The organism is Raoultella sp. T31 (genome assembly GCF_002806725.1).
Classification (GTDB): domain Bacteria; phylum Pseudomonadota; class Gammaproteobacteria; order Enterobacterales; family Enterobacteriaceae; genus Klebsiella; species Klebsiella electrica.
In genome coordinates this window covers 48708-74699 of sequence record NZ_PIBO01000022.1, presented here as the reverse complement: position 1 = coordinate 74699, position 25992 = coordinate 48708, and the positions used below count along the sequence as shown (strand labels likewise).

Annotated in this window: 25 protein-coding genes and 2 pseudogenes; 17 read left to right on the top strand and 10 right to left on the bottom strand. The window is 55.3% G+C overall.

The genetic code is table 11. The features are described from left to right. Positions 1–48: 48 nt before the first annotated feature. Positions 49–372: pseudogene (locus CWM52_RS15865) on the bottom strand (OsmC family protein); the annotation flags it as partial. Between the two features lie 120 nt (positions 373–492). Here CWM52_RS15865 and CWM52_RS15860 point away from each other — a divergent pair. From CWM52_RS15860 to gdhA, 5 genes are all read left to right on the top strand, one after another. After that, a complete protein-coding gene (locus CWM52_RS15860; protein ID WP_100684965.1) occupies positions 493–1140 on the top strand; it encodes a GntR family transcriptional regulator in 648 nt (215 codons plus the stop codon). Between the two features lie 138 nt (positions 1141–1278). Then, positions 1279–1566: a DUF1778 domain-containing protein gene (locus CWM52_RS15855; RefSeq protein WP_100684964.1), complete on the top strand. Its 288-nt coding sequence runs from the start codon at positions 1279–1281 to the stop codon at positions 1564–1566. Then, positions 1554–2039 (top strand): GNAT family N-acetyltransferase, encoded by a 486-nt coding sequence (locus tag CWM52_RS15850; protein ID WP_100684959.1) that lies wholly within the window; start codon positions 1554–1556, stop codon positions 2037–2039. Before CWM52_RS15855 ends, CWM52_RS15850 begins: the two co-directional genes overlap by 13 nt. 313 nt (positions 2040–2352) lie before the next feature. Next, complete coding sequence (locus CWM52_RS15845; protein ID WP_100684963.1) at positions 2353–2763, top strand: pyrimidine (deoxy)nucleoside triphosphate diphosphatase; 411 nt, start codon at positions 2353–2355, stop codon at positions 2761–2763. A gap of 266 nt (positions 2764–3029) precedes the next feature. Next, positions 3030–4373 (top strand): NADP-specific glutamate dehydrogenase, encoded by a 1344-nt coding sequence (gdhA, locus tag CWM52_RS15840; protein ID WP_100684958.1) that lies wholly within the window; start codon positions 3030–3032, stop codon positions 4371–4373. A gap of 81 nt (positions 4374–4454) precedes the next feature. Here the strand turns inward: gdhA and CWM52_RS15835 are convergent, their stop codons facing one another. Then, the gene (locus CWM52_RS15835) at positions 4455–6407 is read right to left on the bottom strand and encodes a DNA topoisomerase III (protein ID WP_100684957.1); all 1953 of its coding nucleotides are present in this window, start codon (positions 6405–6407) and stop codon (positions 4455–4457) included. Positions 6408–6411: 4 nt separating this feature from the next. Further along, entirely contained in the window at positions 6412–7455 is a 1044-nt protein-coding gene (gene selD / locus CWM52_RS15830) for a selenide, water dikinase SelD (protein ID WP_100684956.1), read from the bottom strand. 117 nt (positions 7456–7572) lie between these two features. Between selD and CWM52_RS26365 the strand changes: the two genes are divergently transcribed. Both CWM52_RS26365 and CWM52_RS15820 read left to right on the top strand, forming a co-directional pair. Further along, on the top strand, positions 7573–7863 hold the full coding sequence (locus CWM52_RS26365) for a hypothetical protein (RefSeq protein ID WP_165785402.1): 291 nt from the start codon (positions 7573–7575) through the stop codon (positions 7861–7863). Next, positions 7853–8782, top strand: coding sequence for a PEP phosphonomutase (locus CWM52_RS15820; protein ID WP_100684955.1), 930 nt, complete (start codon positions 7853–7855; stop codon positions 8780–8782). The genes CWM52_RS26365 and CWM52_RS15820 overlap by 11 nt, the downstream gene beginning before the upstream one ends. A gap of 93 nt (positions 8783–8875) precedes the next feature. On the opposite strand, the gene CWM52_RS15815 is transcribed toward CWM52_RS15820, so the two are convergent. Next, a complete protein-coding gene (locus CWM52_RS15815; protein WP_100684954.1) occupies positions 8876–9427 on the bottom strand; it encodes an NAD(P)H nitroreductase in 552 nt (183 codons plus the stop codon). 165 nt (positions 9428–9592) lie between these two features. Here CWM52_RS15815 and sppA point away from each other — a divergent pair, with 165 nt between their 5' ends. From sppA to CWM52_RS26855, 4 genes and pseudogenes are all read left to right on the top strand, one after another. Then, a complete protein-coding gene (gene sppA / locus CWM52_RS15810) occupies positions 9593–11446 on the top strand; it encodes a signal peptide peptidase SppA (protein WP_100684953.1) in 1854 nt (617 codons plus the stop codon). Between the two features lie 157 nt (positions 11447–11603). After that, complete coding sequence (ansA, locus tag CWM52_RS15805; protein WP_100684952.1) at positions 11604–12620, top strand: asparaginase; 1017 nt, start codon at positions 11604–11606, stop codon at positions 12618–12620. Between the two features lie 9 nt (positions 12621–12629). Continuing rightward, positions 12630–13271 carry a bifunctional nicotinamidase/pyrazinamidase gene (pncA, locus tag CWM52_RS15800; protein ID WP_100684951.1) on the top strand — a complete coding sequence of 214 codons (642 nt, stop codon included), beginning with the start codon at positions 12630–12632 and terminating at the stop codon, positions 13269–13271. Between the two features lie 86 nt (positions 13272–13357). Then, positions 13358–13512 (top strand): annotated as a pseudogene (locus CWM52_RS26855) (hypothetical protein); the annotation flags it as partial. Positions 13513–13709: 197 nt separating this feature from the next. On the opposite strand, the gene CWM52_RS15795 reads toward CWM52_RS26855, so the two are convergent. Beyond that, positions 13710–13988: a YeaC family protein gene (locus CWM52_RS15795; protein WP_100684950.1), complete on the bottom strand. Its 279-nt coding sequence runs from the start codon at positions 13986–13988 to the stop codon at positions 13710–13712. 44 nt (positions 13989–14032) lie between these two features. After that, on the bottom strand, positions 14033–14446 hold the full coding sequence (msrB, locus tag CWM52_RS15790; protein ID WP_100684949.1) for a peptide-methionine (R)-S-oxide reductase MsrB: 414 nt from the start codon (positions 14444–14446) through the stop codon (positions 14033–14035). Between the two features lie 339 nt (positions 14447–14785). Between msrB and gapA the strand changes: the two genes are divergently transcribed. Next, positions 14786–15781 carry a glyceraldehyde-3-phosphate dehydrogenase gene (gapA, locus tag CWM52_RS15785; RefSeq protein WP_100684948.1) on the top strand — a complete coding sequence of 332 codons (996 nt, stop codon included), beginning with the start codon at positions 14786–14788 and terminating at the stop codon, positions 15779–15781. Between the two features lie 87 nt (positions 15782–15868). Further along, positions 15869–16756 carry a D-hexose-6-phosphate mutarotase gene (locus CWM52_RS15780; RefSeq protein WP_100684947.1) on the top strand — a complete coding sequence of 296 codons (888 nt, stop codon included), beginning with the start codon at positions 15869–15871 and terminating at the stop codon, positions 16754–16756. Positions 16757–16842: 86 nt separating this feature from the next. Here the strand turns inward: CWM52_RS15780 and CWM52_RS15775 are convergent, their stop codons facing one another. The 3 genes from CWM52_RS15775 to CWM52_RS15765 all read right to left on the bottom strand — a co-directional run bounded on the left by CWM52_RS15775 (position 16843) and on the right by CWM52_RS15765 (position 20145). Continuing rightward, a complete protein-coding gene (locus tag CWM52_RS15775) occupies positions 16843–18300 on the bottom strand; it encodes a DASS family sodium-coupled anion symporter (protein ID WP_100684946.1) in 1458 nt (485 codons plus the stop codon). A gap of 95 nt (positions 18301–18395) precedes the next feature. Further along, a complete protein-coding gene (locus CWM52_RS15770) occupies positions 18396–19250 on the bottom strand; it encodes an aldo/keto reductase (RefSeq protein ID WP_100684945.1) in 855 nt (284 codons plus the stop codon). A gap of 148 nt (positions 19251–19398) precedes the next feature. Beyond that, a complete protein-coding gene (locus tag CWM52_RS15765) occupies positions 19399–20145 on the bottom strand; it encodes a MipA/OmpV family protein (protein WP_100684944.1) in 747 nt (248 codons plus the stop codon). 427 nt (positions 20146–20572) lie between these two features. Between CWM52_RS15765 and yeaG the strand changes: the two genes are divergently transcribed. From yeaG to CWM52_RS15750, 3 genes are all read left to right on the top strand, one after another. Continuing rightward, positions 20573–22507: a protein kinase YeaG gene (gene yeaG, locus CWM52_RS15760; protein WP_004860792.1), complete on the top strand. Its 1935-nt coding sequence runs from the start codon at positions 20573–20575 to the stop codon at positions 22505–22507. Between the two features lie 131 nt (positions 22508–22638). Further along, positions 22639–23922, top strand: coding sequence for a YeaH/YhbH family protein (locus CWM52_RS15755; protein ID WP_100684943.1), 1284 nt, complete (start codon positions 22639–22641; stop codon positions 23920–23922). A gap of 132 nt (positions 23923–24054) precedes the next feature. Then, complete coding sequence (locus tag CWM52_RS15750; protein ID WP_100684942.1) at positions 24055–24708, top strand: DUF1345 domain-containing protein; 654 nt, start codon at positions 24055–24057, stop codon at positions 24706–24708. Positions 24709–24886: 178 nt separating this feature from the next. Here CWM52_RS15750 and yajD read toward each other — a convergent pair whose 3' ends face one another. Then, positions 24887–25234, bottom strand: a complete 348-nt coding sequence (gene yajD, locus CWM52_RS15745; RefSeq protein WP_100684941.1) for an HNH nuclease YajD — start codon at positions 25232–25234, stop codon at positions 24887–24889. Positions 25235–25410: 176 nt separating this feature from the next. Here yajD and CWM52_RS15740 point away from each other — a divergent pair, with 176 nt between their 5' ends. Beyond that, positions 25411–25911 carry a YbaK/prolyl-tRNA synthetase associated domain-containing protein gene (locus CWM52_RS15740; RefSeq protein ID WP_100684940.1) on the top strand — a complete coding sequence of 167 codons (501 nt, stop codon included), beginning with the start codon at positions 25411–25413 and terminating at the stop codon, positions 25909–25911. Positions 25912–25992 lie beyond the last annotated feature (81 nt).

Here is a 25992-nt window from a genome sequence, read left to right as displayed (position 1 = left end):
GCCTGAGCGACCACCTTTAATCGGATGGCAATTACACAGAATTATTTACAGGGTCGTGAAACATCCTTTTTTCCCTTCGCGCATCGTTCCATGTGCTCGGTCAACATAGCTTATAACGCTTATCCCTGCTTCCGAGCAGAGATGCAGATACCATAATTTATGGCATGCTGAAGCAGCAGCAACGAGCAGGTCCTCCGGATTCCAACATTTGGCATCGCCCAGAAATGCGGGGTCTGATGACCCCAAAATTACAGGTTTTCCGCCCTCTGAAATCTCATAATTTCGCTCATAGTCTTTGTAAGACTGCGTGCCATTACCTTTATTTCCCGTCCATTTAACGTTCACCTGGTAGTGATGCTCTCTCTCGATCATTTTGGTCTCCGTGTGCATTAACTTATTGTTTTGGAATATTAGATTTGTCTCGCCGTAGCATTTCTGGACTCAATCTATCAAATGGTATACCATTATACCATCATTTTTTCGGAGTCGTTTATGAGCTTTAGAGCTGTTTCAACCGCAGACTTACTCGCTAATAAGTTAAGAGAAATGATTAATAACGGTAGCCTTCGTGATGGTGAAAGGCTTGTCGAAAGAGACCTTGCAAGTCATTTTGATGTAAGCCGTATTCCAATGCGGGAGGCGATCAGACAACTTGAACATGAGGGTCTGGTGGAGATTTTTAGAAATCGCGGAGCAATTGTCAGAACGTTATCTGTTGATGATCTTAATGAAATTTACCAGCTGCGTTCTCTGCTAGAGGGCGAGGCAATATTTCAGAGCGTCAATAATTTGAGTGCTGATAATCTGGCGAGAGCGGGGCTGACGCATAGTCTTCTTGCTTCATGTACCAAATTCGAACTGCAAGGGCAACTAAACCGTGAGTTTCATGATCTTCTCTATAGCGGGTGCGAAAATCATCGTCTACTGACCATGATTAATGATTCTCGCAATCAGATTGAGCGGTATGAATACCTCCAGCGAAAGCTACTCTCTGAGACACCCCTGTTTCAGGATGACCACGCCAGTATTCTTATTGCCTGCCAGCAACGAAACGCCGAACAAGCGCGAACTGAAGTTAAGCGACATATTCAGATTGCCGGAAAAATGTTGCAAGACCTGGTAAGTAGACAAATAAGTTAATCGACCAGAAGACAGGTAAGTTATCCTGAGGATGTTCGCTGCTGGCACAAAGTGGACATCAATATTCAAAAATGAAAAACGACGACTTAATGTATAGCGTTTGCTATACGCGGTGGTTATGCTATGCTTGTAAAGCAAATGCTATACAAGAGGTGTCTCATGAAATCAGATGTTCAACTTAACCTTAGAGCTAAGGAATCGCAGCGGGCGCTCATTGATGCAGCTGCGGAAATCCTTCACAAGTCACGTACAGATTTCATTCTGGAAATGGCCTGTCAGGCTGCCGAGAATGTGATCCTTGACCGCCGTGTATTTAACTTTAACGATGAGCAATATGCGGAGTTCATCGATATGCTTGATGCACCCGTTACAGATGATCTCGTTATCGAAAAACTGCTGGCAAGGAAACCTCAGTGGGACGTGTAACAGCACCAGAACCTCTGTCCACTTATCATCAGGTGGCTGAGTTCGTCAGCGGTGAGACTGTGCTCGATGACTGGTTAAAGCAGAAAGGCCTCAAAAACCAGGCTCTCGGAGCGGCCCGAACGTTTGTGGTGTGTAAGAAGGACACTCAGCAAATTGCTGGCTTTTACTCACTGGCAACCGGGAGCGTCAACCATACAGAAGCGACAGGCAATCTTCGCCGTAACATGCCAGATCCCATTCCTGTCATTATACTAGCCCGTCTTGCCGTCGATCTCTCATTCCGCGGGAAAGGGCTTGGCGCTGATTTACTTCATGACGCAGTGCTTCGTTGCTATCGGGTTGCCGAGAATATTGGTGTACGTGCAATCATGATTCATGCACTCACCGAAGAAGCTAAAAATTTCTACATTCACCATGGTTTCAAACCATCACAAACTCAGGAACGGACATTATTCCTTAAACTCCCTCAATAAACGCGAAGACTATTACGCTCAAACCGATACGAGCGAGAATCGGATGGCACGTCTAATGTTAATTCAGTAGAAACGCTTCACGAAAGAAGATGACGAACAGTTATTGATGAGACGGTAAGACGAAAGGAAGGATGCTGCGGGATGGATAATTCGGTTACGGAACAGTTTATTTAGTGTTAGCAGGAAACAAAAAAGAGCCCATGTATTAAATGGACTCTTTCTCTGATGCCTCGGTTAATCTGTCCAACTTTTTGGGGTCAGTACACAAAGGTGGTGATAATAGGCCATTATCCTGCCCGGAACGATGATTCAGATGCAAAAAACGCTTGATGTTGTAGCCGCCATTATTGAACAGGATGGCAAAATTCTGCTGGCGCAGCGCCCGTCCCACGCCGATCAGCCCGGCCTATGGGAATTTGCCGGCGGCAAAGTAGAGCCCGGCGAGAGCCAGCCGCAGGCGCTTATCCGCGAACTGCAGGAGGAGCTCGGCATCACGGCGCAAGTTGAGCGTTATATCGCCAGTCATCAACGGGAGGTCTCCGGCCGCCTGATTCACCTGCACGCCTGGTGGGTGGCGCGCTTTAGCGGCCTTCCCAGCGCCCACTATCATCGCCAGCTGCGCTGGTGCACGCTGCAAGAGGCGCTCACCTTCGACCTTGCTCCGGCGGATATTCCGCTGCTGAACGCGTTTATTGCCCAACGCGCCGCCGGGCTTCCCCGCTAATTCCCTGCCACTGGCGTCATCGTTTTTAGTTATGACTGACGCCAGATTATAAATTTTCCTGTCTGGATAATTTTTCCTTGCTTGCCTAACGATTCCCGGTGTTATAGTCGGAAAATCGGTCTTTTCAAGGGCCGAATAATAAAAAAGAGATACAAAATCATTCAGATTGCCTCAGGCAGCCGCCCAGGCGCTTCGAAGCGGACAGCGAAGCAATCTGCACGTGACGCGTATACATGCAACCAAAACCATAAGGGGAAATTATATCTATGGATCAGATGTGTACTCTGGAAAGCTTTCTTACCCGCGTTCAACAGCGCGACCCGCAACAAACCGAATTTGCTCAGGCTGTCCGCGAAGTGATGACCACGCTGTGGCCCTTCCTTGAAGAAAACCCGCGCTATCGCCAGCTCTCTTTGCTGGAACGTCTGGTTGAACCAGAGCGCGCTATTCAGTTCCGCGTCGTCTGGGTCGACGACCGCAATCAGGTTCAGGTTAACCGCGCCTGGCGCGTGCAGTTCAACTCGGCAATTGGCCCGTACAAGGGCGGCATGCGTTTCCACCCGTCGGTCAACCTGTCGATCCTGAAGTTCCTCGGCTTTGAACAGACCTTTAAAAACGCCCTCACCACGCTGCCAATGGGCGGCGGAAAAGGCGGCAGCGACTTCGATCCGAAAGGAAAGAGCGATGGCGAAGTGATGCGCTTCTGTCAGGCGCTGATGACCGAACTGTATCGCCATTTGGGCCCGGACACCGACGTTCCGGCAGGCGATATTGGCGTTGGCGGTCGTGAAGTCGGCTTTATGGCCGGGATGATGCGTAAACTCTCCAACAACAGCGCCTGCGTGTTCACCGGTAAAGGGCTCTCCTTCGGCGGCAGCCTGATTCGTCCGGAAGCGACCGGCTATGGTCTGGTGTACTTTACCGACGCGATGCTCAAGCGTCACGGTCTGGGCTTCGAAGGGATGCGGGTGGCGGTTTCCGGTTCCGGTAACGTGGCGCAATATGCTATCGAAAAAGCGATGACCCTCGGCGCCCGCGTGATCACCGCCTCCGACTCCAGCGGCACCGTTGTCGATGAAGGCGGCTTTACCCCGGAAAAACTGGCCCGTCTGTGCGAAATCAAAGCCAGCCGCGATGGCCGCGTTGCCGACTACGCCCGCGAGTATGGTCTGACCTACCTCGAAGGCAAACAGCCGTGGTCCGTTCCTGTGGATATCGCACTGCCTTGCGCTACGCAAAACGAACTGGACGCCGATGCGGCGCGTCTGCTGATCGCTAACGGCGTGAAGGCCGTTGCCGAAGGCGCTAACATGCCGACCACCATCGCCGCCACCGATCTGTTCCTTGATGCGGGCGTGCTGTTCGCGCCAGGCAAGGCGGCGAACGCCGGCGGCGTCGCCACTTCCGGCCTCGAAATGGCGCAGAACGCCGCCCGCCTGAGCTGGAAGGCGGAGAAGGTCGACGCCCGTCTGCATCACATCATGCTGGACATTCACCACGCCTGCGTTGAATACGGCGGCGAAGCGCGGCAGACCAACTACGTCCGCGGCGCCAATATCACCGGTTTCGTCAAAGTGGCCGATGCCATGCTGGCGCAGGGCGTCATTTAAGACGTCGCGGTTCCCTGCCGCCGTCCCTTAAGACGGGGATGAGCGGCAACCATAAAAAAACCCCGGAAATCCGGGGTTTTTTTATGGTTTTTCCGCAGCGGAGTCCGCCGCAGGCTTCTTGTCTTTCGCTTTCGCTTTGGTTTTACCTTTGCTGAAACTCTTTTTACCGCCGCCCGGCGCGACAATGCCGCGGAACTGACGCACCGGCGTACTCCTGGCCTGCTCAATCAGCTGGTAAAGCGTGCCGACCAGCGGCTGCATAAAGTCCTGATAGCGGCACTGCTTCTCGCTAATTTGCGTCAGTACCGACTCCCAGTGAGCGGTCATGTCCGGGCGGGCCGCCATCTCCGGCAGGGAGTGAATCAGCGCGCGCCCGGCATCGGAGGAGTGAATATAACGGCCCTTTTTGACTAAAAAGCCCCGCTTAAACAGCAGCTCGATAATCCCGGCGCGGGTCGCTTCCGTCCCCAGACCGTCGGTCGCACGCAGAATCTTTTTCAGATCTTTATCCTGCACAAAGCGGGCAATCCCGGTCATCGCCGACAGCAGCGTTGCATCGGTAAAATAGCGCGGTGGCTGAGTTTGTCGCTCCACCACTTCGCCCTTTTCACACAGCAGCTCGTCGTCTTTTGCCACCACCGGCAGCGGAGTACCGTCGTTCTCTTCGTCCCGCTCTTTGTTGCCCAGCAGCGCGCGCCAGCCGGCTTCGGCGAGGAAACGCGCTTTGGCGACAAATTTGCCATTGGCAATATCAAGATCGATCTGACACTTGCGGAAGACCGCATCCGGGCAGAACTGCATCAGATACTGACGGGCAATCAGACCATACACCTTCTCTTCGTTATCGGACAGTTTCACCTGGCTGCTGCGAGCGGTCGGGATGATCGCATGGTGCGCATCCACTTTTTTATCGTCCCAGCAGCGGTTACGGATTTCCAGATCCACCGCCGGCTGCGGCAGCAGATCCGCCGCATGCACCCCAATGGCATTAAGAACCGCATGCCGGCCGGCAAAATGCTCTTCCGGCAGATAGCGGCTGTCCGAACGCGGATAGGTAATCAGCTTGTGGGTTTCATACAGTTTCTGACAGATATCCAGCACGTTTTGCGCGCTAAAGCCAAAGCGCTTCGCCGCCTCAATCTGCAACGTCGAAAGCGAAAACGGCAGCGGCGCCGGTTCTGAATCCCGCTTATCGTTGTAGGCGGTCACCCGCGCCGGCTGGCCCTCAATACGCGCCACCACATGTTCAGCCAGCGGACGATGCAGCAGACGCCCCTCTTCATCCTGATACGGCTCGCAGGCATCGCTCGGCACCCAGGTGGCGACGAAACGCTCATCCTTCGGCGTCACGATATGCGCCTTGACGTCAAAGAAATCTTTAGCGACGAAGTTCTCAATCTCTTCGTCACGCCGCACCACCAGCCCCAGCACCGGCGTCTGCACCCGACCGACCGACAGCACGCCCTGGTAGCCGGCATTGCGACCGAGCAGCGTATAGGCGCGGGTCATGTTAATCCCGTACAGCCAGTCGGCGCGGGCGCGGGCCAGGGCCGAAACGCAGAGCGGAATAAACTCGCTGTTGGCGCGCAGGCGAGAAATCGCCCGCTCCACCGCCTGCGGGTTGAGATCGTTAATCAGGCAGCGCTGGACCTGCTGGCGCTTTTCCGGCGCCAGCTGCAGGTAGTCGAGAACTTCGTCGACCAGCAGCTGCCCCTCTCTGTCCGGGTCACCGGCGTGAATCACCTCCTGCGCATCGCCCAGCAGACGCTTGATGACGTTGAGCTGTTTGGTGACCGACGGTTTGGGCTGCAGCTGCCACTTTTCCGGCACAATCGGCAGGTCGAGCAGATTCCAGCGCGCATAGCGCCCGTCATAGACGTCAGGCTGAGCCTGCTCGAGCAAATGGCCGATACACCAGGTGACCACCTGCCCGTTACCGCACTCAATATAACCATCGCCTTTGCGATGCGGCTTAGGGAGCACATCGGCGATGGCGCGGCCGAGACTGGGTTTTTCCGCAATAAACAACCGCATGTAATCAACGGATCTCGATCATAGGACGTCCGCCGCGTGCGGTCACCAGCTCGCCGATGGCGGCAAGCTTAATCCCGAACTCTTCGGCTACGGCCCGCGCTTCGCCTTCGGCTTCCGGCGTCACCGCCAGCAGCAGACCGCCGGAGGTTTGCGGGTCACACAGCAGATCGCGCCACGCCGCCGGCATGTCGCCCATCAGATGGCCGTAGCTGGCAAAGTTGCGCCCGGTGCCGCCGGGAACGGCGCCCGCCGCAATGTACTCTTCAACGCCCGGCAGTTTCGGGATATCCGCGTAGTTGAGCAGCGCCTGAACACCCGCACCACGGCACACTTCGCTCAGGTGGCCCAGCAGGCCGAAGCCGGTAACGTCGGTCATCGCTTTTACGCCGCCGAGGGTGGCAAAGGCCGCGCCGGCGAGGTTCATCTGGCACATGGTTTCCGTCGCCAGCCCCTGGTGCTCCGGTTTGAGCAGCGATTTTTTCTCGGCGGTGGTCAGCACGCCAATGCCTAACGGCTTGGTGAGATAGAGTTTGCAGCCCGCCTCGGCGGTGCTGTTTTTCTTGATTCGCTCGGTCGGCACCACGCCGGTGACCGCCAGACCGAAAATCGGCTCCGGCGCGTCAATCGAGTGGCCGCCCGCCAGGGAGATGCCCGCCTGCTGGCAGGCAAAACGCCCGCCGTCCACTACTTCGCGGGCAATTTCCGGCGCCAGGGTATTAATCGGCCAGCCAAGGATGGCAATCGCCATAATCGGTTTTCCACCCATCGCGAAAATGTCGCTGATGGCGTTGGTGGCGGCGATACGGCCAAAGTCGAACGGGCTGTCGACTATCGGCATAAAAAAGTCGGTAGTGCTGATGATCGACGTCCCGTTGCCCAGGTCATAAACCGCCGCATCATCGCTGGTCTCATTCCCCACCAGCAGGTGCGGATCGATAAACTTCGCCCGATCGCTCTTCAGGATCGTTTCCAGTACTTTAGGGGAAATTTTACAACCACAACCGGCTCCGTGGCTGTATTGCGTTAAACGAATAGCTTGCTCGCTCATGGACATCTCCTGTCATTGCAATCCCGCTATGGTAGCGCTCAAACGCCGGGGTGGTAAGTATGACAGTCTGAAATCGCGAGTGGTTGCTCATTAAGCAGACAAATAGACGATTTTGCGATGGACAAGCCGCATGACCTCGCCATCTTCACTATTTGGTCAGTTGCAGCGCGTGGCGCTCCTCCTGGATTGCTAAGCGCCGCTGATCTCCCACCAGCTCGCTTTGCGCTGTGCCGCCATTTCACTAAAACGGTTCACTCGTGGGACCTAAGTGATTTATCTTTAATTCGAGCAAAGATGGCTGAAACAATTGCGGTAAATGGATGCCAGTGTTGCTGTTTCGCCAGCCAGCGGCGGCAGGCGAAACAGCAACACTGGCTCAGCGACGAGGAATATCCCGATGAAAACTAAACGCCTGCTGGACTGCTGCGCTTCCGATTTTGTGTCAATGAATAAAGAGCAACTGCTGTATGCCATTCGCGCCAGCGAAGGTCGGGTAATGGTCAGCGAATCTATCGCCATCGCGCAGCCATTGCTGAACAATGTCACCAATGCCGAGCTTGCCGCATCGCAGGGTGCGGATATCTTGCTGATTAATATGTTTGACAGTGAAAACCCGCATATTGAGGGGTTGCCTGCCGGTATCGCGGCGGACAAAACGCTGCATGAACTGCAGCGCCTGACCGGGCGTATTATTGGCGTCAATCTGGAGGCGGTAGACCCGGAATTTGCGGTTGCCCATGACGATATCTGGAAAATGAGGCCGGGGCGCTCGGCTACGGCTGACAATGCCCGTAAGCTGGTCGCGATGGGGGCGAAAATTCTGCTGTTAACGGGCAACCCGAATAACGGGGTCAGCAACCAGGCGCTGGCGATAGCCGCCGGGGAGATTCACCAGGCGGTGGGCGACAGCGCGGTGATTATCACCGGGAAAATGCACGGCGCGGGAGTCGTAGGTGAAAGCGGCAGCAGCATTATCAGCGAGCAGGATGTCATCGCCTTCGCCGCCCAGGGGGCGGATATTGTGTTGCTCCCGGCCCCGGGCACGATACCAGGAATGAGTCAGCAACGTGTGGCATCGCTTATTGAGACGGCGCATGCGCATGGCGCGCTGGCGATGACGGCGATTGGGACCTCCCAGGAAGGCGCTGATGTCGGCACCCTTCGTCAGATAGCCTTGATGAGTAAAATGGCGGGCGCCGACCTGCACCATATTGGCGATACGGGCTATATGGGAGTGGCATTACCGGAGAATATTCTGGCCTACAGTATTGCGATTCGCGGAGTCAGGCATACCTACACCCGCATCGCGCGTTCCGTTTATCGCTAAACACCCTGGCAGAGCGATGTTGACGCCGAGCGGATTGTCGGCGCGACAGCCCGGCGCGGTATGCCTGCCGGGCTGTTCTTACTCAGCGTTGGTTCAGAAACGGACCACAAACGGCGCGGTGTCCGGCAGAGAAACGGTGGTTGAGGCTTTAAGCTGCGGCGTTCCCAGATAGAGAAAACCGACGATTTTATCCTGCTCGCGGCAGGCGAATCCTTCACGGACGATCGGGCTTTCGGTCAATGCGCCGCTGCGCCAGATGCCGTTAAAGCCCTGCGCAACCGCCGCCATCTGCATGGCCATCACCGCGCAGCCGGCCGACATTTCCTGCTCCCACTTCGGCACCTTCGGGTGCTCTTCGCAGCGGGCGACGACGGTAATAATCAGCGGCGCGCGGAACGGCGCGCTGCGGGCCTTTTCAATGCCTTTGTCATCCTGCCCGGCCGCAATCGCTCCTTTCTCCAGCAGTTGACTGAAGCGTTCGCGGCCATCATCGGAAATAATAAAGAAACGCCAGGGTTGCAGCGTCCCGTGATCCGGGGCGCGCAATCCGGCGCGAAGAATGTTTTCCAGTTGGTCGCCGGCCGGTGCCGGCTCTGCGAGACGCGAGGCGCTACGGCGGTTTATCAGTAGTTCGAGAGCATCCATCGATGTGACTCCTGTGCTGTCATTTTGCATAAAATTAACATGCGCAAGAATTTTGTTACAGCACGACCGGTGATTCCTGCTGACAACCGTCAGCCGTCTCTTTAGGATAACCAGACGCGGCAACCCATGCGGTTGGCCCATTTTTAACAATGTTAGGGAGAATACATGCGAACTCTTTGGCGGCTGCTCGCCGGATTTTTTAAATGGACATGGCGGGTACTTAACTTTATTCGCCAGCTCGCACTGAACGTGGTTTTCCTGTTGCTGGTCCTGGTGTGTGTCGGTATCTGGGCACAGTTCAGCAGCACCACAACGGAACATCCCGCTCGCGGTGCGCTGCTGATGGATATCACCGGCGTGGTGGTCGATAAACCGTCCGCCAGCAGCAAACTCGGCGTGATCGGTCGTCAGCTCTTTGGCGCCAGTTCCGACCGTCTCCAGGAAAACTCGCTGTTTGATATCGTACAGACCATTCGCCAGGCGAAAGATGACCGCAATATCACCGGCATCGTACTGGATCTGAAAAATTTTGCCGGCGGCGATCAGCCTTCGATGCAGTATATCGGTAAGGCGCTGCGTGAATTCCGCGATAGCGGAAAACCGGTGTATGCCGTGGGGAGCAACTACAGCCAGGGGCAGTATTATCTGGCGAGCTTCGCCAATAAAATCTGGCTCTCGCCGCAGGGTGACGTCGACCTGCACGGCTTTGCCACCAACGGCCTGTATTACAAATCGCTGCTCGACAAGCTGAAAGTCTCGACGCACGTTTTCCGCGTCGGGACCTATAAATCGGCGGTCGAGCCGTTTATCCGCGACGATATGTCGCCTGCCGCGCGTGAAGCCGACAGTCGCTGGATTGGCGAGCTGTGGCAAAACTATCTCAATACCATCGCCGCTAACCGCCAAATCACCGCGCAGCAGCTGTTCCCTGGCGCTCAGGGCCTGATTGACGGTCTGCGTAAAGTGGACGGCGATACGGCGCAATACGCGCTGAACAACAAGCTGGTTGATGAACTGGGCACCGCCACCGACGTGGAGAAGGCGCTGACTAAACAGTTCGGCTGGAGCAAAGAGGATAATCACTATCGCGCGATCAGCTATTACGATTACAGCGTGAAAACGCCGTCTGACCAGGGTGCCGCCATTGCGGTTATCTTCGCTAACGGCGCGATTATGGACGGTGAAGAGACGCCGGGTAATGTCGGAGGAGACACGACCGCCGCGCAGATTCGCGATGCCCGCCTCGATCCGAAGGTGAAAGCGATTGTCCTGCGCGTCAACAGCCCGGGCGGCAGCGTCAGCGCCTCGGAAGTGATTCGTGAAGAGCTGGCGGCGGCGAAAGCGGCGGGTAAACCGGTGGTGGTCTCCATGGGCGGCATGGCGGCTTCCGGCGGCTACTGGATCTCCACGCCGGCCAACTATATCGTCGCCAACCCAAGCACTCTCACCGGCTCGATTGGCATCTTCGGCGTCATTAACACCGTCGAAAATACGCTGGCCTCGATCGGCGTTCATACCGATGGCGTGGCGACATCGGCGCTGGCCGATGTTTCAACCACCAAATCGCTGCCGCCTGAAGTTCAGCAATTGATGCAGCTGAGCATCGAAAACGGCTACAAACGCTTTATCACTCTGGTCGCCAACGCGCGTAACAGCACGCCGGAGAAAATCGACCAGATTGCCCAAGGCCATGTCTGGACCGGTGAAGATGCGAAAGCCAACGGGCTGGTCGATAGCCTGGGCGACTTTGACGATGCGGTGGCGAAAGCCGCGGAGCTGGCGAAGCTGAAACAGTGGCATATCAGCTACTATCAGGAAGAGCCGACGTTCTTCTCGATGGTTCTCGATAGCCTGACCGGTTCGGTACGCGCGTCGCTGCCTGCGGCGCTGCAGGCCTGGCTGCCGGCGCCGGTTGCCGCCGCGGCTAACGCCGTCAAGGCTGAAAGCGATAAGCTCGCCGCGTTCAACGATCCGCAGAACCGCTACGCGTTCTGTTTAACCTGCGCCAATATCCGCTAGTCCCCCTCGTTTGACCCGTTTCCCCCGACAACGTCAGTGTTGTCGGGGGGAATGCGCACGCCACGCCCCCGTACCGCGAAGTATAACGGGGATTGCGCTGTATTTTTTTAGCGGTCACTTTATACTGCGCCTGTCTACGTCCAACCTAAGCGATGATATGCAAAAGAAATCGATTTACGTTGCCTACACCGGTGGGACCATCGGTATGCAGCGCTCAGAACACGGCTATATCCCCGTTTCCGGCCACCTGCAGCGTCAGCTGGCGCTGATGCCTGAGTTCCACCGTCCGGAGATGCCGGACTTTACGATCCATGAGTATGAGCCGCTGATGGACTCTTCCGATATGACGCCGGAAGACTGGCAGCATATCGCCGACGACATCCGCGCCCATTACGACGAGTACGACGGCTTTGTTATCCTGCACGGGACGGACACCATGGCCTTTACCGCCTCAGCGCTGTCGTTCATGCTGGAGCATCTGGGCAAACCGGTTATTGTGACAGGGTCACAAATCCCGTTGGCCGAGCTGCGCTCCGACGGGCAGATCAATTTGCTCAATGCCCTGTACGTTGCCGCGAATTACCCGATTAATGAAGTGGCGCTGTTCTTCAATAATCGTCTGTATCGCGGCAACCGCACAACCAAAGCCCATGCCGATGGTTTCGACGCCTTCGCCTCCCCCAATCTGGCGCCTTTACTGGAAGCCGGGATCCACATTCGTCGCCTCGGCACGCCGCCTGCGCCACAGGGTATCGGCGAACTGATTGTCCATCCCATCACGCCACAGCCGATTGGCGTCGTCACTATCTATCCGGGCATTTCCGCCGACGTGGTGCGTAATTTCCTGCGCCAGCCGGTGAAAGCGTTGATCCTGCGCTCCTATGGCGTCGGCAACGCCCCGCAAAACGGCGAGTTTATCCAGGTTCTGGCAGAAGCCAGCCAGCGCGGGATCGTGGTCATCAACCTGACCCAGTGCATGTCCGGGAAGGTTAATATGGGCGGGTATGCCACCGGTAACGCCCTCGCCCAGGCGGGCGTCATTAGCGGTTTTGATATGACCGTTGAGGCCACGCTGACCAAACTACATTATCTGCTGAGCCAGAACCTGAGCGTCGATGAGATTCGCAACCTGATGCAGAAAAACCTGCGTGGCGAACTGACCCCCGATGAGTAAGGAGAACCGATGACGAACCGCGCACTACTGCTGGTCGATTTACAAAACGATTTTTGCGCCGGCGGCGCACTGGCCGTTCCGGATGGCGATAGCACCATAGATGTCGCCAACCGACTTATCGACCATTGCCTTGCCCGCGGCGAAACCGTCGTCGCCAGCCAGGACTGGCACCCGGCGAACCATGGCAGCTTCGCCAGCCAGCACGAGGTCGAACCGTACACCCAGGGCCATCTCGATGGCCTGGTGCAAACGTTCTGGCCCGATCACTGCGTGCAGAACAGCGAAGGCGCGGCGCTGCATCCGCTGCTGCAGCAACAGGCGATTACCGCGGTGTTTCATAAAGGGGAAAACCCGGCTATCGACAGCTACAGCGCTTTTTTTGACAACGGTCACCGGCAAAAAACCGCGCTTGACGAGTGGCTGCGCCAACGCGGCATCACCGAACTGATCATTGTTGGGCTGGCGACCGATTACTGCGTCAAATTCACCGTGCTGGATGCGCTGGATCTCGGCTATACCGTCAACGTCATTACCGACGGCTGCCGCGGGGTCAACCTCCAGGCGCAGGATAGCGCGCACGCCTTTATGGCGATGGCCGCCGCCGGCGCTACGCTGTACACCCTCGACGACTGGCTGGAAACGCAGGCGTAATCCTTGTGCCCGAAGCGTCCGCTTCGGGCCATTCCCCCGCTTCGCTTTGACTACAAATTGAGCTGACTCGCAGATTCAACGCCCTTCGCTCGGTGGCGATAAAGGCTGATTACATTCAGCAAAAAGGTCTGGGGGCATGTTCTGGGAGTATGGCGCCGATGACCATAATCAGCTGGCGAAGCAGCTCGCGGCGTCGCCTGGGATTAAACCTTATGCGGCGATCGGCCGCTGGGTGGTGTGAGCGGCGTTTTACCCGAGTTGTCAGTTGTCACAACCTTGCCCGGTGGCGGCGTTGCCTTACCGGGCCTACGTAACAGCCTCAGGCCCGGCAGAGAGGTCTTAACGGGCCTGCGCAATCCAGCCTCAGGCCCGGCAGAGAGGTCTTAACGGGCCTGCGTAATCCTGTCTCAGGCCCTGCGCCGGGCATCAGGCCGCTGGCTAGTGCATTTTCAGCGTCGCAATCGGTCGAGGGGCGATGCCAAAATCCTCTTTCAACTGCTGCTTGCTCTTCATCACCATCTGGCCGTTCGTATCGATGGTCATATGCTGCGCGTCGCTGTTATGCCGCGCCTGGTAAAGCATCACCAGCTGCAGGCTGTTCTCTTTCTGCTCGGGCGTTAAGGCCACGCCATCCGGCCATTTTCCCAGCTCCACCGCCGTCGCCAGTCGCTGGTACACTTCCGGCGTCATACTGTCTATTATTTGCTCGATTTCCATGATCCGTTCAACTCCACACTGGAATAATTTGCTGAATCGTTTCTTTAGCCTTTAATCTGCTCGCCATTATCGTCGTCATTGAAGCTTAATGAGGCCGAATTGACGCAAAAACGCTCCCCGGTCGGCTGCGGTCCATCCGGAAACACATGCCCCAGATGCGCATCGCAATTTCCGCAGCGAATTTCAGTGCGTTGCATCCCGTGGGAGTCATCGTTCAGATAGCGAATCGCCTCCTCGCTCACCGGCTCGTAAAAGCTCGGCCAGCCGCAGCCTGAATCATACTTCGTTTGCGAGTGAAACAGCGGCGCATCGCACACCAGGCAGTGGTAGACACCGTCCCGTTTGTTGTGGAGCAGTCGCCCGGTGAACGGCGGCTCAGTACCGTGATTCTGCGTCACGTAAAACTGCATCTCGCTCAAATTTTTTTTGAGCTCGTCCGAGGAGGGTTTATTCGCCATGTGCTTGCTTCTCACTGTGAAAGGACAACTTTACGCCCCGATTCTAACAAAACATTAACAATGAAGCGTGGACTTTTGTTCTAAACTTATCCGGAGCCAAAAGACAGCCAGATAATTGTGACAGACATCTCATTTTTATCTTTAATGGCCTTTAAAATTCCAGGCGCAGCCCCAATATGGAATTGGGCTCAAAGGGAGAGTGAGGCAAATCAATCGTGCAAAAGGTGTGCTCAGGATTGATTTGTCGCAATGATTGACACGATTCCGCTTGACGCTGCGTAAGGTTTTTGTAATTTTACAGGCAACCTTTTATTCACTAACAAATAGCTGGTGGAATATATGACTATCAAAGTAGGTATCAACGGTTTTGGCCGTATCGGTCGCATTGTTTTCCGTGCTGCTCAGGAACGTTCTGACATCGAGATCGTTGCAATCAACGACCTGTTAGACGCTGACTACATGGCATACATGCTGAAGTATGACTCCACTCACGGCCGTTTTAACGGTACCGTTGAAGTGAAAGACGGTCATCTGATCGTTAACGGTAAAAAAATCCGTGTTACCGCTGAACGTGATCCGGCTAACCTGAAGTGGAACGAAGCAGGCGTTGACATTGTTGCTGAAGCAACCGGTCTGTTCCTGACTGACGAAACCGCTCGTAAACACATCACTGCTGGCGCGAAAAAAGTCGTTCTGACTGGCCCGTCCAAAGACAACACTCCGATGTTTGTTAAAGGCGCTAACTTTGACAAATACGAAGGCCAGGACATCGTTTCTAACGCATCCTGCACCACCAACTGCCTGGCTCCGCTGGCTAAAGTCATCAACGACAACTTCGGTATCATCGAAGGCCTGATGACCACCGTTCACGCGACCACCGCAACTCAGAAAACCGTTGACGGCCCGTCTCACAAAGACTGGCGCGGCGGCCGCGGCGCAGCACAGAACATCATCCCGTCCTCTACCGGTGCTGCTAAAGCAGTCGGTAAAGTACTGCCAGAACTGAACGGCAAACTGACCGGTATGGCGTTCCGCGTTCCGACTCCGAACGTATCCGTTGTTGACCTGACCGTTCGTCTGGAAAAAGCAGCGTCTTACGAAGAAATCAAGAAAGCAATCAAAGCGGCTTCTGAAGGCGCAATGAAAGGCGTTCTCGGTTACACCGAAGACGACGTTGTTTCTACCGATTTCAATGGCGAAGTTTGCACTTCCGTGTTCGATGCTAAAGCGGGTATCGCACTGAACGACAACTTCGTGAAACTGGTTTCCTGGTACGACAACGAAACAGGTTACTCCAACAAAGTTCTGGACCTGATCGCTCACATCTCCAAATAAGTTGAGATGAGACATTGATCCAAAAAGGCGACTTCGGTCGCCTTTTTTTATGGCTTCATGTTTACGGCTAACCTTTAGGATTGCACCATGATTAACAAAATTTTTGCTCTCCCGGTAGTTGAACAACTTACCCCTGTCCTCTCGCGCCGCCAGCTTGATGAGCTGGAGCTGATCGTTGTCAACCATCCGCAGGTTAAAGCCTCCGTTGCTTTCCAGGGCGCGCACCTGCTCTCCTGGCAACCGGCTGGCGAACAAGAAGTACTGTGGCTCAGCAACAATACGCCGTTCAAAAACGGCGTGGCGCTGCGCGGCGGCGTGCCGGTTTGCTGGCCGTGGTTTGGCCCGGCGGCGCAGCAGGGCTTCCCGTCTCACGGCTTCGCCCGTAACCTGCCGTGGACGCTAAAAGGCCATGACGAAGATGAAAGCGGCGTGATGCTGACCTTTGAACTAAAAAGTAGCGATGAGACCCGCAAGTACTGGCCGCACGAATTTACGCTGTATGCGCGTTTCAGACTGGGTAAAACCTGCGAGATCGAGCTGGAAGCGCACGGCGAATTTGAAACCACCTCCGCGCTGCATACCTACTTCAACGTCGGCGACATCGCCGCGGTAAAAGTCAGTGGCCTCGGCGACCGCTATATCGATAAAGTGAACAATGCCGAAGAAGGCGTGTTGAGCAACGGCGTACAGACCTTCCCGGATCGTACCGACCGTGTCTATCTGAATGCCGAAGCCTGTAGCGTGATTCACGACGCTGCGCTGAATCGCAACATCGACGTCGTCCACCATCACCACAGCAACGTAGTCGGCTGGAACCCAGGCCCGGCGCTGTCCATCAGCATGGGCGATATGCCGGATGACGGTTACAAAACCTTTGTTTGCGTCGAAACCTGTTGCGTTACCGAAGCGCAGAAAACCAGCGAAGAGAATCCCTCTCGGCTGGCGCAAACTATCCGCATCGCGAAACGAGGCTAACGCCTTCTGCTGCCGATAAACGGGAGATAATTAAAAACAGGGCGAAACGCCCTGTTTTATTGACCGGCACTCGTGACGTTTTTCCGTTACCAGAATCCCACCAGCTTCATCCACGCGCCGCCCAGTACCAGCCAGATAGCAATAGACGCCAGCGAAACCACGAAACTGACGCCCCACCACTGCCCCGTCGTGTTATATCCCGAACCAAACAGCGCGGGCCCCGGGCCCCCCGAGTATTGCGTAAGCCCCATCGACAAGTTAGAGGTATAACCCAGCACCAGCGCGGCAAAAAGCGGCGGTACGCCGACTGAAACGGCGACGGCAAGAAACGCCAGATACATCGCGGAAATATGCGCCATCGCCGACGCGAAAAAGTAGCGGGTATAGAAATAAACCATGACCAGCAGTAAAAAAACCGTTATCCATTCGAAGTGACCGACATAGCCGACAATTCGCTCAGATATCCAGCTAATCATGCCGTACTTATTAAGCGCATTTGCCATCATCACCAACACGGCAAACCAGAACATGGTGTCCCAGGCCGTTTTTTCTTCAATAATATTCTTCCACGACATGATGTTGCTGATCAGCAGCACCATCAGCCCAATAAACGCCGAAAGCGTAGCCGGAATCGAAAAGAAAATATCACCGATGGTCCATAGCAATATCAGCAGGACAAAATCGAGGGCCAGAATTTTTTCTGCCAGCGACATCGGCCCCATTTTGCGCAGTTCTTCTCGGGCGATCGCTGGAATCTCCGGCGTTTTTTTCAGCTGCGGCGGGTAAATCGCGTAAATCACCAGCGGCAGCAGGATCAGAGAGGCAATCCCCGGTACGATAGCCCCGACAAACCAGGTCGTCCAGGTTATCTCTATTCCCTGGCTTCTCGCCAGTTCGGCCACCAGCGGGTTACCCGCCATTGCCGTTAAAAACATCGTACAGACGATGGCATCGATCTGCGAAACGCAAATCATTAAAAAGGCACCGGCTTTTCTCGCCGTCGCGCCAGGTTCTGACTGGTAGGCAGTGGCAATGGACTGGGTAATCGGGTACATAATTCCGCCGCCCCTCGCTGATGCCGAAGGGATCCCCGGTCCGAGGACAACATCCGACAGCGCCAGACCATAGGCAACCCCCAACATGCTGGAACCGCATTTAGAAATAAACCACAGCGCCACCCGCTTGCCCAGACCGGTCTTGATTACCGCCCGGGAGATAAACATGGCGATACCAATCAGCCAGATAGTACCGTTGGCAAACCCGGATAACGCCGCAACTTTGTCGCTTTTGCCCGGAGAGAGCGGCGTCACGCCCAAAAATGCGGAGACAATCAGCGCAATCATCGTTACCGCCCCCATCGGGAGCACCTTAAGAATGATGGCGAAGATAGTGGCGGCAAAAATAGCGAACATTTGCCACGCGTGGAGGGTGAGCCCCTCCGGCGGTGGGATAAACCAGATAATAACGCCGAAGAGTATTGTGAGCACCGCTTTCCACAACGGGAAAGCCAGCTTCACATCCAGAGGTTTGCTAAGTTCAGTCATGTTAATCTCCTTTTTCTTTTATCTTTAAGGAGATGCTCACCAGTGAACCTTGATTTTCATCAACGAATCACTAATGTTTTCTGACGAGTCGCGCTTTACACCATATCGAGCGGGACTTTGTTGCCCGGCGCGGGAAACGCATTATCGAGCTGCGACCGCTCCTGAGCCGTGAGAGTCAGCGTCAGCGCTGCGGCATTCTGGGCCACATGTTCTACGCTTGCCGCTTTCGGGATAGCCATGACGCCCGGATGACTGATGACCCAGGCCAGCAGAATTTGTGCCGCGCTCACCCCTCGCTCTTTAGCAATATGGGTCACAACGCGATGATTTAAAAGTCCATCGCGCAGACGTCCGGCCTGGGCCAACGGGCTGTAGGCCATCACCGGTAGCGCCCGTTGCTGACACCACTTCAGCAGGTCATGTTCAATTCCCCGCGACGCCAGGTGGTAAAGTACCTGATTGGTCGCGCACAGATCGCCACCGGCAACCTGCCACAGCGCCTGCATCGCGGCAGTATCGAGATTCGATACCCCCCAGCGGCGAATTTTTCCCTGCGCCACCAGCGTCTCCATACCCGCCACGGTCTCGGCAAAAGAAAACTCGCCAGCCCAGTGCAGCAGGTACATATCAAGGTAGTCGGTGCCCAGACGGCGCAGGCTGGCCTCACAGGCATCCATGAGCTTCTGTCCACCCGCATGCCACGGATACACTTTGGAGACCAGCACGACGCGGTCCCGCAGGCCACGAATCGCCTCTCCGACTACCTCTTCCGCCCCACCATGAGCGTACATTTCAGCGGTGTCGATGACCGTCAGCCCTTGTTCCACGCCCGCTCGTAGTGCAGCAATCTCCTGCGCACGTCGGGAGCGGTTTTCACCCATGAACCAGGTGCCCTGCCCGATAGCAGGAACCGCCGCGCGATCGCCAAAAGATACCGTTTTTTCCATCATCGACTCCTCCGCTAATGCCACCGCACCACTACAGTGCAAAGCAGGGCCTGGTGCCCTGTTTTGCCGCACGAATTTCTTCTTTACGGTGCACAGCATGGCGCACAACATGACGCACAGCCGTCTGCGCTACGATCGTTATCGTGTTCGATCAGAAGGTGTAGGTAATCCCGGTGGAGATCAGGCCGCTCCAGGATTTGTCCACCATCGGGCTGTCGGTGATTTCATTTGACAGGCGGGTGTAACGCGCCACGCCATACACGCTCCAGTCGCCGAGGAAACGATAGTTGGCCGACAGCTCAAGATAGGGGTTCCAGCTGCTATCCGGGTCGTAGCTACGCATGCCGCTGCGATTCGACTCATGCTGAGAAACGCCATAGTAGTATTCGTTCTGGTTATCGCTGTTCCACTCTACCCCGATCCCCGGCGTCAAGGTCAGGTTGCCGTTGTTATAGCGATAGAGCCAGGCGGTGTCCCAGGTGATACCGTTGCTGTTATCCAGCGTGTCGCCTGCCAGCGTCGTACGCAAGAAGCCGTACGGCGTGTTGTGGATATAAGAGAGCCCGGCCATCATGGTTGATTTACGGCGATCCAGTTTGCGCATTTGCTCACTATCGCTGTTGCCCGGCTTGAAGTACATCGGTGACCAGTAGGCGGTCACGGACAGCTTATCGGTGTCGTCATTCCACAAATAGTAGCCGCCGCCGAGGCCGTGAAACCAAAAGCTGTCGCTCTCATAACTTATTGCCGGGACCGGGTAAACATCGGCATCGTATTGTTTATAAGGGTTCTCGACGATACCCACGCCAGCCCCTAACGTAAATTTCCCTTCCGCGTGGGCAGCCGAAACAGAGGCCGCAAGGCACACGCTGAGTGCCAGAGGTTTGATTTTATTCACAATCCATCTTCCCGTTTGTCAATTAATACACCGGGGCAGTTTAACGTCGTAGACCCCATGCCTCAAATTCTTTACCCGTCATTACATAAATCGTTCAATTTCTCACCTACAGATGACCATAAACTTGCAGCGGAATGACAGCACCATGACGCGAGCTGGCAAGACGTGCGAAAAAGGCGCTTTTTTCCGGATGAGTTATTGATATGTCATTGAAATTGATTTTTGACGGCATGCAAGTTTTCTAAATGCATCTACGCTTTAATTTAGAAGAAGTGATTTTAGCGCACGTTGTCTTTATCGCTTCGACAACCTGGCATAAGGGTTGCTGGAGAATCGATGAACGTCGCGCAGTTTACCTCTTCCGGGAGCTCCCACTATTCATATGAACGGCTCTCAACTTGTGCTTAAAACGAAAGGACGGCATGCCATGAATATATTCGATCACTATCGCCAGCGCTATGAAGCTGCCAAGGACGAAGAGTTCACACTGCAGGAGTTTCTTACCATCTGCCGGCAAGATCGCAGTGCTTATGCCAACGCGGCGGAACGGCTGCTGATGGCCATTGGTGAGCCAGTTATGGTCGACACGGCCCTGGAGCCCCGGCTGTCCCGTCTCTTTTCAAACCGGGTTGTCGCGCGCTACCCGGCATTTGAAGAGTTTTACGGTATGGAGGATGCTATCGAGCAGATAGTCTCTTACCTGAAACACGCCGCACAAGGTCTGGAAGAGAAGAAACAGATTCTGTATCTGCTGGGCCCGGTAGGCGGGGGGAAATCGTCGCTGGCTGAACGTCTGAAATCCTTAATGCAGCGTGTACCTATCTATATCCTGAGCGCCAACGGCGAGCGTAGCCCGGTTAACGATCATCCGCTGTGCCTGTTTAACCCGCAGGAAGATGCGCAGATTCTGGATAAAGAGTATGGCGTGCCTACCCGTTATCTCGGCACCATTATGTCGCCGTGGGCGGCAAAACGCCTGCACGAGTTCGGCGGCGACATCACCAAATTCCGCGTGATCAAAGTGTGGCCCTCCATCCTTGAACAAATTGCGATCGCCAAGACGGAACCGGGGGATGAGAATAACCAGGATATCTCCGCGCTGGTCGGTAAAGTGGATATTCGTAAACTGGAGCATTATGCCCAGAACGATCCGGACGCCTATGGCTATTCCGGCGCCCTGTGCCGCGCCAACCAGGGGATTATGGAGTTCGTCGAGATGTTTAAAGCGCCAATTAAGGTGCTGCATCCGCTGCTGACCGCGACCCAGGAAGGCAACTACAACGGGACCGAGGGAATTTCGGCCCTGCCGTTCAACGGCATTATTCTCGCCCACTCCAACGAATCCGAATGGGTGACCTTCCGTAATAACAAAAACAACGAGGCCTTCCTCGACCGCGTCTATATCGTCAAGGTGCCTTATTGCCTGCGCATTTCCGAAGAGATGCGTATCTACGAAAAACTGCTTAACAACAGTGAGCTGACCCACGCGCCGTGCGCCCCGGGGACCCTGGAGACGCTGTCGCGCTTCTCAATCCTGTCGCGACTGAAAGAGCCGGAAAACTCGAGCATTTACTCCAAAATGCGCGTCTACGATGGCGAAAGCCTGAAAGACACCGACCCGAAAGCGAAATCCTATCAGGAGTATCGCGATTACGCTGGCGTCGACGAAGGGATGAACGGCCTCTCCACCCGCTTCGCCTTCAAAATATTGTCGCGGGTGTTTAACTTTGACCACGCCGAGGTCGCCGCGAACCCGGTCCATCTGTTCTACGTTCTGGAACAGCAAATCGAGCGCGAGCAGTTCCCGCAAGAGCAGTCGGAACGTTATCTGGAGTTCCTCAAAGGCTATCTGATCCCGAAATACGCCGAGTTTATCGGTAAAGAGATTCAGACCGCCTATCTTGAGTCCTACTCCGAATACGGGCAGAACATCTTTGACCGTTATGTCACCTATGCGGATTTCTGGATTCAGGATCAGGAATACCGCGATCCGGACACCGGCCAACTGTTTGATCGCGAGTCGTTGAATGCCGAGCTGGAGAAAATTGAGAAGCCAGCCGGGATCAGCAACCCGAAAGACTTCCGTAACGAGATAGTCAACTTCGTCCTGCGCGCCAGGGCTAATATCAACGGACGGAACCCGAACTGGACCAGCTACGAAAAACTGCGCACGGTTATCGAGAAGAAAATGTTCTCCAATACCGAAGAGCTGCTGCCGGTGATTTCGTTTAACGCCAAAACCTCAACCGACGAGCAGAAAAAACACGACGATTTTGTCGATCGTATGATGGAGAAAGGCTATACCCGTAAGCAGGTGCGTCTGCTGTGCGAATGGTACCTGCGCGTACGTAAATCATCCTGATAGCGGAAATTGCCCGGCGGCGCGTAACCCGCCGGGCCTACAATAACAGCGACCTGTAGGCCGGGTAAGCTTAGCGCCATCCGGCATTTCCGTCGCAGCATAAGGTTGGCAATTGCAGCACAGGAGGGCATATGACCTGGTTCATAGACCGGCGCCTGAACGGAAAGAATAAAAGTGCGGTGAATCGCCAGCGCTTTTTGCGCCGTTATAAGGCGCAGATTAAACAGTCCATCTCCGAGGCTATCAATAAGCGCTCGGTGACGGATATTGACAGCGGAGAATCCGTTTCGATCCCGACGGACGATATCAACGAACCGATGTTTCATCAGGGACGCGGTGGGTTGCGTAACCGCGTCCATCCGGGAAACGACCACTTTGTGCAAAATGACCGCATCGAGCGCCCTCAGGGAGGCGGCGGCGGTGGCGGGAGCGGTCAGGGGCAAGCCAGCGCCGACGGCGAAGGTCAGGATGGTTTTGTCTTTCAAATATCGAAAGATGAGTATCTGGATCTGCTGTTTGAGGATCTCGCCCTGCCGAATCTGAAGAAAAACCAGCAGCGCCAGCTCACCGAATTTAAAACGCATCGGGCAGGCTTCACCGCTAACGGCGTGCCGGCCAATATCAGCGTGGTGCGATCCCTGCAAAACTCGCTGGCGCGACGTACCGCGATGACGGCGGGTAAGCGTCGCGAGCTGCGGGCGCTTGAGGAGGATCTGGACACCATAGGCAAAAGTGAACCGGCGCAACTGCTGGAAGAGGAGCGGTTACGTCGGGAGATAGCCGAGCTGCGGGCAAAAATCGAACGCGTGCCCTTTATCGATACCTTTGACCTGCGCTACAAAAATTACGAAAAACGCCCGGAGCCGTCCAGTCAGGCGGTGATGTTCTGTCTTATGGATGTCTCGGGCTCGATGGATCAGGTCACCAAGGATATGGCGAAGCGTTTTTATATCCTGCTGTATCTGTTCCTCAGCCGGACCTATAAGAACGTTGAGGTGGTCTATATTCGTCACCATACGCAGGCCAAAGAGGTGGACGAGCACGAGTTTTTCTATTCTCAGGAAACCGGCGGCACTATCGTCTCAAGCGCCCTGAAGCTCATGGATGAAGTTGTTAAAGCCCGATACGATCCGTCGCAGTGGAATATCTATGCCGCGCAGGCCTCGGACGGCGATAACTGGGCGGATGATTCGCCGCTGTGCCATGAGCTGCTGGCAAAAAATATCCTGCCGGTGGTACGTTACTACAGCTACATAGAGATAACCCGTCGCGCGCACCAGACGCTGTGGCGCGAATATGAACATCTGCAGGAAACCTTTGAGAACTTTGCGATGCAGCACATTCGCGACCAGGAAGATATCTATCCGGTGTTCCGCGAACTGTTCCACAAGCAGGGTTCCGAGGCCAGAAGCTAACTAATAAAAACAGTCAGTTACATTAAGATCCTGACTGTTTTTTCGCGCTCTGGCTGTTGAATTTCGCGCTTCAATTCACATAATGATTTTTTATCCGCCTGAATCAGTGCCTGACTGGATGCGACTGCCACTATGCGTCTTACCGCCCACCTCTACATTCGTCTGCCCCTGTTGATTTCAATCGCGCTGGGCGTGGTCTGTTTTTTCTTGCTTCCGACAAACCTGGGGACGCTGCAAAGACTGTTGATCGGCTGGAATGCGCTGGCGTGGCCGTATCTGGTTTTTATCTGGATCCGCATGTTGATGACTGACGTATCGGGCATTCAGCGCATTGCCCGCTTACAGGACCAGAGCGCGATGCTCGTGCTAACGATAGTGATTGTGGCCTGTGCGGCCAGCATCGTCACCATTTTAAGCGAGCTCCCTGCGTTGAAAGCGCTCTCCGGCACGCCGCGCGCGGTGCATCTCCTGCTGACGGTGGCAACGCTCATTGTCTCCTGGGCCCTGCTGCCCAGCTCCTTCGCTATGCACTATGCCCATCAGCACTATCTGCATCGGACGCAAGACGTTACCCCAATGATGTTTCCGGAAAAGCCGGAGGACCCGGGATACTGGGATTTTCTGTACTACGCGTTTACGATTGCGGTGGCCTCGCAAACCGCCGATGTGGCCACAGGGACAACCGGGATCCGTAGAATCACGCTGCTACAATCGGTTATCTCCTTCGTGTTCAATCTCGCGATACTGGGTCTGTCGGTGAACATCGGCGCAGGTCTGCTGAGTTAACGGGACGGTCCACCGGAAACCACTGGCGTAAGCCGCCCGCAGCGGGCAACGCGGTGAAGGATTGCGTCTGAATGAACGCTACAGTAGCAAAGTCGTGGAGACACGAGACCGCACTCTCCGGGAAGATAAGCCGATCAGGGCGGCCAGGCAGACCTGATCGGCGACAAGACCGCCGGTCTCAGGACTTCTTATTGAGCATCGATTTTAAATCCGCAAAGGGGTTATAGGTTGCGGCGGCCACCTCTTTTTGCGCATCCTCCCCCGCCACGACCCGCGTGCCGTACTGGTCAGCCTCCGTGTATTTAGAGTGCTCATGATCGTGGCAGTACAGACACAATAGCTCCCAGTTGCTGCCATCTTCTGGATTATTGGTATGGTCGTGATCGATATGGTGAACCGTTAATTCGCGTAAGTTGGAGTACACAAACTCCCGCGAGCAGCGCCCGCATATCCACGGATAGATTTTTAATGCTTTTTCACGGTAGCCGCTTTCCAGCCGGGCGTAGTTTTTGGGGATCAGAGCCATCGGGGATGTTACCTGTTGCAAAGAGATAATGGGTTAGATAGTACCCCCAATCTGGGGCGCAATGGAACAGCAGGCATGATGAAAGCGCGACAGGATATGCCACTTCGGGCAGCAGCGGTTCTCATCTGGCAGGAAGAAGATTATGCTGACGGCTTTGTCATGATGGAAAGATTGCGATGAACATGCCGGAAAAACGAAACACTCACCGTCAGCTGCTCGAACTGCTTGAACAGCACCAGGCGCGCTATCGCGTCGTCGACCATGAGGCCGTGGGGAAATGCGAGGCCGTGTCGGAAATCCGCGGAACCGCGTTGGGTCAGGGCGCAAAAGCGCTGGTCTGTAAAGTCAAAGGCAACGGTGTTAGCCAGCATGTGCTGGCGATCCTCGCCGCCGACCAACAGGCGGACCTGTCACGCCTGGCGCAGCATATCGGCGGCAGCAAAGCATCGCTGGCCAGCCCGGCGGAAGTCGATACGCTCACCGCCTGCGTTTTCGGCGCCATTCCTCCGTTCAGCTTTCATGCGGATTTGCGGCTGATTGCCGATCCGCTGCTGTTCGATCGCTACCCGGAAATTGCTTTTAACGCCGGGCGGCTGGATAAATCGATCGTCCTCAACAGCGAGGATTATCTGCGCATTGCCCGCCCGGAGCTGGTCGCCTTTCGCCGCGAAAGCTGAGAGCGCGATAGTCTGCCGTCAGGCAACATTGTGCAGATGCCTGAAAACGAGGTCGCTCGTCAAAAAATGCCTGTCTGTTCA

Bases quoted from the DNA above. Each gene is read 5' to 3' on its own strand.
- CWM52_RS15860 (WP_100684965.1), top strand. From the start codon at position 493: ATGAGCTTTAGAGCTGTTTCAACCGCAGACTTACTCGCTAATAAGTTA.
- CWM52_RS15855 (WP_100684964.1), top strand. From the start codon at position 1,279: ATGCTATACAAGAGGTGTCTCATGAAATCAGATGTTCAACTTAACCTT.
- CWM52_RS15845 (WP_100684963.1), top strand. From the start codon at position 2,353: ATGCAAAAAACGCTTGATGTTGTAGCCGCCATTATTGAACAGGATGGC.
- gdhA (WP_100684958.1), top strand. From the start codon at position 3,030: ATGGATCAGATGTGTACTCTGGAAAGCTTTCTTACCCGCGTTCAACAG.
- CWM52_RS15835 (WP_100684957.1), bottom strand. From the start codon at position 6,407: ATGCGGTTGTTTATTGCGGAAAAACCCAGTCTCGGCCGCGCCATCGCC.
- selD (WP_100684956.1), bottom strand. From the start codon at position 7,455: ATGAGCGAGCAAGCTATTCGTTTAACGCAATACAGCCACGGAGCCGGT.
- CWM52_RS26365 (WP_165785402.1), top strand. From the start codon at position 7,573: ATGGACAAGCCGCATGACCTCGCCATCTTCACTATTTGGTCAGTTGCA.
- CWM52_RS15820 (WP_100684955.1), top strand. From the start codon at position 7,853: ATGAAAACTAAACGCCTGCTGGACTGCTGCGCTTCCGATTTTGTGTCA.
- CWM52_RS15815 (WP_100684954.1), bottom strand. From the start codon at position 9,427: ATGGATGCTCTCGAACTACTGATAAACCGCCGTAGCGCCTCGCGTCTC.
- sppA (WP_100684953.1), top strand. From the start codon at position 9,593: ATGCGAACTCTTTGGCGGCTGCTCGCCGGATTTTTTAAATGGACATGG.
- ansA (WP_100684952.1), top strand. From the start codon at position 11,604: ATGCAAAAGAAATCGATTTACGTTGCCTACACCGGTGGGACCATCGGT.
- pncA (WP_100684951.1), top strand. From the start codon at position 12,630: ATGACGAACCGCGCACTACTGCTGGTCGATTTACAAAACGATTTTTGC.
- CWM52_RS15795 (WP_100684950.1), bottom strand. From the start codon at position 13,988: ATGGAAATCGAGCAAATAATAGACAGTATGACGCCGGAAGTGTACCAG.
- msrB (WP_100684949.1), bottom strand. From the start codon at position 14,446: ATGGCGAATAAACCCTCCTCGGACGAGCTCAAAAAAAATTTGAGCGAG.
- gapA (WP_100684948.1), top strand. From the start codon at position 14,786: ATGACTATCAAAGTAGGTATCAACGGTTTTGGCCGTATCGGTCGCATT.
- CWM52_RS15780 (WP_100684947.1), top strand. From the start codon at position 15,869: ATGATTAACAAAATTTTTGCTCTCCCGGTAGTTGAACAACTTACCCCT.
- CWM52_RS15775 (WP_100684946.1), bottom strand. From the start codon at position 18,300: ATGACTGAACTTAGCAAACCTCTGGATGTGAAGCTGGCTTTCCCGTTG.
- CWM52_RS15770 (WP_100684945.1), bottom strand. From the start codon at position 19,250: ATGATGGAAAAAACGGTATCTTTTGGCGATCGCGCGGCGGTTCCTGCT.
- yeaG (WP_004860792.1), top strand. From the start codon at position 20,573: ATGAATATATTCGATCACTATCGCCAGCGCTATGAAGCTGCCAAGGAC.
- CWM52_RS15755 (WP_100684943.1), top strand. From the start codon at position 22,639: ATGACCTGGTTCATAGACCGGCGCCTGAACGGAAAGAATAAAAGTGCG.
- CWM52_RS15750 (WP_100684942.1), top strand. From the start codon at position 24,055: ATGCGTCTTACCGCCCACCTCTACATTCGTCTGCCCCTGTTGATTTCA.
- yajD (WP_100684941.1), bottom strand. From the start codon at position 25,234: ATGGCTCTGATCCCCAAAAACTACGCCCGGCTGGAAAGCGGCTACCGT.
- CWM52_RS15740 (WP_100684940.1), top strand. From the start codon at position 25,411: ATGAACATGCCGGAAAAACGAAACACTCACCGTCAGCTGCTCGAACTG.